The 6761-nt window shown below is 74.8% G+C and carries 2 protein-coding genes, 1 other RNA gene and 1 pseudogene; all 4 read left to right on the forward strand.

What is annotated here, in order from left to right; genetic code table 11:
- Positions 1–153: 153 nt before the first annotated feature.
- Positions 154–252: signal recognition particle sRNA small type (gene ffs, locus ACPT94_RS42025), an RNA gene on the forward strand.
- Positions 253–483: 231 nt separating this feature from the next.
- A pseudogene (locus ACPT94_RS42030) lies at positions 484–2878 on the forward strand (DNA polymerase III subunit gamma and tau).
- A gap of 102 nt (positions 2879–2980) precedes the next feature.
- Positions 2981–4231, forward strand: coding sequence for a phosphoribosylamine--glycine ligase (gene purD, locus ACPT94_RS42035; protein WP_425247906.1), 1251 nt, complete (start codon positions 2981–2983; stop codon positions 4229–4231).
- A 332-nt stretch (positions 4232–4563) separates the two neighbouring features.
- Positions 4564–6761 (forward strand): hypothetical protein (locus ACPT94_RS42040; protein ID WP_425248149.1); only part of this gene is annotated, 2198 nt, incomplete at its 3' end.

Raw genomic sequence — 6761 nt, forward strand, 5'->3', positions numbered from 1 at the left:
GGATACGAGATTCGAACTCGTGAGGGGTTGCCCCCAACACGCTTTCCAAGCGTGCGCCCTAGGCCTCTAGGCGAATCCTCCGCCGGAAACATTACATGACCGAGAGGAGTGCTCGCGAACTCGTTCCCTGCCCCCGGCATCAGGTAACCTTGGCGCAGCCCCTCACGCGGCGCTATCTGACTGAACTCCCCCAGGGCCGGAAGGCAGCAAGGGTAGGTCGGCTCTGGCGGGTGCGTGGGGGGCGCTTGCGTTTCCCCGGCGTGAGCGTGGGCGGTCGCCCGGGTCGAGCCGGGGCTGCTTCTCGGATCGGGCGGGAAGGATTCGCGGGTCCGAGCCGGGCAGCGGGTCGGGCCGGGTTCCCGCGAGCTGCGCCGGGTTCCTCCCAGGGCGAGCCGGGGCAGGTTCGCGGGTCGAGCTCGGCCGGGTTCCCGGGCTGAGCTGGGCCGGGGTCGGTTGTCAGTGGGCGCCTATAACCTCGTATGCGTGTCGTCTCTCGCGCTGTACCGCCGCTATCGCCCGGAGTCGTTCGCCGAGGTCATCGGGCAGGAGCATGTCACCGACCCGCTGCAGCAGGCGCTGCGGAACAACCGGGTCAATCACGCGTACCTGTTCAGCGGGCCGCGTGGGTGTGGCAAGACGACCAGCGCGCGCATTCTGGCCCGGTGCCTGAACTGCGAGCAGGGGCCCACGCCGACCCCTTGCGGGGAGTGCGAGTCGTGTCGGGACCTCGCGCGCAACGGACCCGGTTCCATCGACGTCATCGAGATCGACGCCGCTTCGCACGGTGGTGTGGACGACGCCCGTGACCTGCGGGAGAAGGCCTTCTTCGGGCCGGCGCGCAGCCGCTACAAGATCTACATCATCGACGAGGCCCACATGGTCACGTCGGCGGGTTTCAACGCGCTCCTGAAGGTCGTCGAGGAGCCGCCGGAGCACCTCAAGTTCATCTTCGCCACCACCGAGCCCGAGAAGGTCATCGGGACGATCCGGTCGCGGACCCATCACTACCCCTTCCGGCTCGTGCCGCCGGGCACCCTCCGGGACTACCTGGGTGAGGTGTGCCAGAAGGAGGACATCCCCGTCGAGGACGGCGTGCTGCCGCTCGTCGTGCGCGCGGGCGCGGGGTCCGTGCGTGACTCCATGTCCGTCATGGACCAGCTGCTCGCCGGCGCCGGGGCGGACGGTGTGACGTACGCCATGGCCACCTCCCTGCTGGGCTACACCGACGGCTCGCTGCTCGACTCCGTCGTCGAGGCGTTCGCCACAGGTGACGGTGCCGCCGCCTTCGAGGTCGTGGACCGTGTCATCGAGGGGGGCAACGACCCGCGGCGCTTCGTCGCCGACCTGCTGGAGCGGCTCCGGGACCTGGTGATCCTCGCCGCCGTCCCGGACGCCGCCGACAAGGGGCTCATCGACGCCCCCGCCGACGTCATCGAGCGCATGCAGGCCCAGGCCGGCGTCTTCGGCGCCGCCGAGCTGAGCCGCGCCGCCGACCTGGTCAACGAGGGCCTCACCGAGATGCGCGGCGCCACCTCGCCCCGCCTCCAGCTCGAGCTCATCTGCGCCCGCGTCCTGCTGCCCGCCGCCTACGGCGACGAGCGCTCCGTCATGGCCCGCCTCGACCGCATCGAGCGCGGCGTCAACTTCTCCGCGGGCGCCCCCGCCGGGATGCCGGCCATGGGATACGTGCCCGGCCCGGAGGCGCACGGGGGAGCGGCGGCTCCCGTCGCGGACGCGCCGATCCCGCCGGGCGGCGGTGCCGCGGCGGCCCGGGCGGCGGTACGGGGCCCGGCCGCGGGCGCTGCGCCGGCCCCCCAGCCCCCCGCCACCCCTACGGCTCCCGCCTCTACGCCCCCTGCCCCCGCACCCGCACCCGCGCCGGCCCCCGCTCCCACTCCCGCCGCGACCCCCGCGCCCCCAGCCGACGCCCCCGCTCCCGTCCCCGCGGCTTCCGCGCCCGGCGCCTGGCCCACCGCCGCCACCGCGGGCAGCGGACGTCGGCCCGGTGGCTGGCCCACGGCCGCACCCGCGGGCGGCGGCGCCCGCCCCCCCGCCACCCCCCCCGCCCCCCCCCCCCGCGGCCGCCCCCGCGGGCGGCGGCGCCCGCCCCCCGGCAACCCCCGCGGCCACGCCGGCCCCTGCCCCTACTCCCAGTCCCGCTCCTGCTCCCGCCCAGGCGGCCGCCGCCTACGCACCCCCCGCCGGCGGCCTCGACCCCCGCACGCTCTGGCCCAACATCCTGGAGGCGGTCAAGAACCGCCGCCGCTTCACCTGGATCCTGCTCAGCCAGAACGCCCAGGTCGCGGGCTTCGACGGCACCACCCTCCAACTCGGCTTCGTCAACGCCGGCGCCCGCGACAACTTCGCGAGCAGCGGCAGCGAGGACGTGCTGAGGCAGGCGCTGACCGAGCAGTTCAACGTCCAGTGGAAGATCGAGGCGATCGTCGACCCGTCCGGCGGCGGCTCGGCGCCCCCGCCGACCGGCGGCTTCGGGGGTTCCCCGGGCCCGTCCGGCCCCGCCGGTTTCGGCGGAGGCGGCGCCCCGGCCGGCGGCTACGGAAACCCGGGCGGCTACGGCGCCTCCGGGGGGTACGGCAACTCCGGCGGTTACGGCGGTGGCGGTACGGCATCCCAGCCGGCGCCCGCGCCCGCGCCGACCGCTCCCACCCCGGCCCCGGCTCAGTCCACGCCCCCGTCGGCCCCCGCCCCCGTCTCCACCCCCACCCCCGCACCCTCCTCCGCTCCGGAACACGTGGCCCCCGAGGACGACATCCCCGAGGACGACGACCCCGACCTCAACGAGAGCGCGCTTTCCGGCCACGAACTGATCGTGCGGGAGCTGGGGGCGACGGTGGTCGAGGAGTTCACGAACGAGTAGGGGGCGAGCACACGGCTTTGGAGGAACGCACAGCTTCCCGACTCCGCCCCCTTCGGAAGCCCGCACAAAGCACCGCACGCCCAGCCGGTTAGGCTGACCCCCGTGAACGTCCTCGTCATCGGCAGCGGCGCCCGCGAACACGCCCTGTGCCGCTCACTGTCCCTCGACCCCGCCGTCACCGCGCTGCACTGCGCCCCCGGCAACGCCGGCATCGCCGAGGTCGCCGAGCTGCACCAGGTCGACGCCCTCGACGGCGGAGCCGTGTCCGCGCTGGCCGGGGAGCTGGGCGCCGACCTCGTCGTCGTAGGCCCGGAGGCCCCGCTCGTCGCCGGGGTCGCCGACGCCGTGCGTGAGGCGGGCATCCCGGTGTTCGGCCCGTCCAAGGAGGCCGCGCAGCTGGAAGGCTCCAAGGCGTTCGCCAAGGACGTGATGGCCGCGGCCGGTGTGCCGACCGCCCGCTCCTACGTCTGCACCACCCCCGACGAGGTGGCCGAGGCCCTCGACGCCTTCGGAGCCCCGTACGTCGTCAAGGACGACGGCCTGGCCGCCGGCAAGGGCGTCGTCGTGACCAGCGACGTCGAGGCCGCGAAGGCGCACGCGGCCGCCTGTGAGCGTGTCGTCATCGAGGAGTTCCTCGACGGCCCGGAGGTCTCCCTCTTCGCGGTCACCGACGGCGAGACGGTCGTCCCGCTCCAGCCCGCGCAGGACTTCAAGCGCGCGCTCGACGGCGACGAGGGCCCCAACACCGGCGGCATGGGCGCGTACTCCCCGCTGCCCTGGGCCGACCCGAAGCTGGTCGACGAGGTCCTGCAGACCGTGCTCCAGCCGACCGTCGACGAGATGCGCCGCCGCGGCACCCCCTTCTCCGGCCTGCTCTACGCCGGACTCGCGATCACCAGCCGGGGCGTGCGGGTCATCGAGTTCAACGCCCGCTTCGGCGACCCGGAGACCCAGGTCGTCCTGGCCCGCCTGAAGACCCCGCTCGCCGGGCTCCTGATGGCCGCCGCCACCGGCAACCTCGCCGACCTCGCGCCCCTGCGCTGGAGCGACGAGGCGGCCGTCACCGTGGTCGTCGCCTCGCACAACTACCCGGGCACCCCGCGCACCGGCGACCCGATCACCGGACTCGACGAGGTGGCCGCCCAGGACGCCCCGTACGCGTACGTCCTGCACGCCGGCACCAAGCGCGACGGCGAGGCGGTGGTCAGCGCGGGCGGCCGCGTCCTGTCCGTCACGGCGACCGGCAAGGACCTCACTCAGGCCCGTGAGCGGGCGTACCGCTCCGTCGCACGGATCGGTCTCGACGGCTCCCAGCACCGTACGGACATCGCGGCGAAGGCGGCGGGCGCGTAGGACGCCTGGGACACGCCCACGCCGAGGAACAGGTTGCTGAACAGGCTGCTGAACAGGCTTTTGAGCAGGCCCCGGGTCCCCAAGGGGACCCGGGGCCTTTCCCTTGCCCACCGTCATCCACCTCTCCCCAAAGCCATTCCATCGAGTGAGCGGTGTCCCATCCGGCTGACGGGCGTCGAAGGGCCAACTAGGGTGCGGCGCAAGCGTTCCGGCACTTGGCCCATCGGCATTGCGATGTCAGTGGCGGGTGCCACAGTGGGGGAGTGAGCAGGACCAGCAGAGTCAGGACATCCAGGACTGCCGGGAGGGGATGAGGTCCGGAGGTGACCGGTATGGGAATGGAGGCGGGCGCACAGGCCGCACGGGCCCGGGCGCTGGGTGTGCTGCGTATCCGCAACCGGGCGCTGGCGGTCGCGCTGCTGCCCGCGGCGGCCGCCGTGATCCTGCTGGCGGGCGGTTCCACCGAGCACCTCATGGGCTCCGGCTGGGACGTCGCCCGCTGGACCGTCTCCGCGCTCGCGTTCCTCGTCCTGCTCGCCGCCGGTGTCGTCGCCCTGGTCGTCGCCCGTGCTCGCCCCGCCGTCAGCCCCACCGTCGCGATCGCCGAGAGCGCGGCCCCCGACCTGTACCGGATGGTGCGCGACCTCGCCGACCGGCTCGACGTCCCCGCGCCCTCCGCGATAGCGCTCACCCCGGACTGCGACAGCTGGCTGGAGGACCGCACCCACCCGGCGCACGGCCCGCCCGCGCCCCGGGACGGCGACGAGATAGCCGGCCCGGGCCTTGCCCACCGGCACCCGCATCGTCGTTCGCATGCCGCGCCCGTCCTCGTCATCGGGTCCCCGTTCCTGTGGTGGATGCGCGTGGGCGAGCTGCGCGCCGTCCTCGCACCGGTCGTGGCGGGTACGGGACCCTCCGCACACCCCGACATAGCGGCGGCCCGGCGGTTCGTGCGGGGGCTGGACGCCGCGGTGGCCGTCTCCGCCGACCGCGGCCGCTGTCCGGGCGTGCGCCTGGTCTGCGCCGGCATCGGCTGGGTCGCTCGGCTGCTCCTGCGCGGCTGCCAGGTCCATGCGGCGGAGATGGAGCGGGGGGTGGCCGCGGCGGCCGCCGAGCGTGCACAGGCTGTGGATTACGGACTGCGGATCGTCGCGCAGGAGCAGGTGGGCCTGGCGTACGCGGGCTGGGACCGCCTCCTCACGCGCGTGGCGCTGCCCGCCTGGCGGATGGGCCGCTGGCCGTCCCGGCTGGACGCGGGCGTCGTCGCGGCCCTCACCGAACTGTCCCGACGTGACCGGCTGGCCGAGGGCTTCGCCTCCCGCCTCGGAGAGCGCCCCGCCTGCGACCTCCTCGAAGAGCCCGGCGCGGTCGACGAAGCCGCCTCGCTCCTCGCCGCCCGCCTCTTCCACGGCGGCCCCCCTGAGCCCGGCCCCGGCTGGTCCCCGGTGGACTGGCGGGAGTACCCGGACGAGGTCGTGGACCGCAAATGGCGCACCGACGCGGCCCGCCTCCACCGCGTCCTCGACGCCCTCGGCGTCCGCCGCGCCCCCGACCCCGCGACCCAGGCCCCCGACGGCCCGACACTGGCCCGGGTACTGGACCACCTGACGGGAGCGGCGGGCACGCCCTGCACAGCCCCCACCTGGGCCGAACACCTCCACTCGGCCGCCCTCCTCCCGGAGGCGGCCCTGGACCCGTCGGCGCCCGGAGAGGCCCCGGACGCGGCGACCTCGAAGGCCTCGGAGGCCCTGGATGTCCCGGCCACTGCAGAGGCGTCGAAGTCTCCGGCGACCATGGACGCCCCGGCCGCCACGGACGCCCGGGAGGTCCCGGAGAGCTTGGACGACCCGGAGGCCGTGGGCGCCACGGAAGCTTTGGGTGCCCGGGCGTCCCTGGATTCCCCGGAGGCCCAGGACGCGCGGAACGCCCAGGCGACTGGGCAGGCGCCGAACCCCCTGGAAGCTCCGAGGGACGTGGACACCGCGCAAGCTCCGGATGGCTTGGAGGCCCAGAACGCGCGGAACGCCCAGGCCACTGGGCAGGCACCGACCACCCTGGAAGCCCCGAGGGACGTGGACACCGCTGCCTCTGATGCTCCGGCGCCCCCGAGCCCTGCGGAGACTCCGAAGTTCCCTGAGACCCCCATAGCCTCACCGGCCCCGACCGCCCCCGCACCCACGACGACCGAACCCCCGACCGCCGCGCAGCCACCCCCCGCGCCCTCAGCCCCCACCGCCCCGCCCCTCGAAGACCTCGCCCCCTCCGCCCACGAGGCCGAGGACACCGGCGCCGCCGACCTCGCCCCGAACCCCCGCAGCGCCGCCCTGGCAGCCCGTCTCGGTGCCGAGCTGGCCCGTGAGGAGAGCGAGGCCGTGCCCTCGACCCCCGTCGGCCCGGCGACGCCCGGCCAGGGACTCGACGCGGGTGCTCTGTGGGACGGAGGCGCGCTCCCCCTCTTCCCGCTCCAGCCCCCGCGCACCGACCGTGAGCTTCTCACCGACCACGTCACGGCGATGGTCTGCTGCGCCGC

Source organism: Streptomyces aurantiaciflavus, assembly GCF_049808595.1.
Lineage (GTDB): Bacteria > Actinomycetota > Actinomycetes > Streptomycetales > Streptomycetaceae > Streptomyces.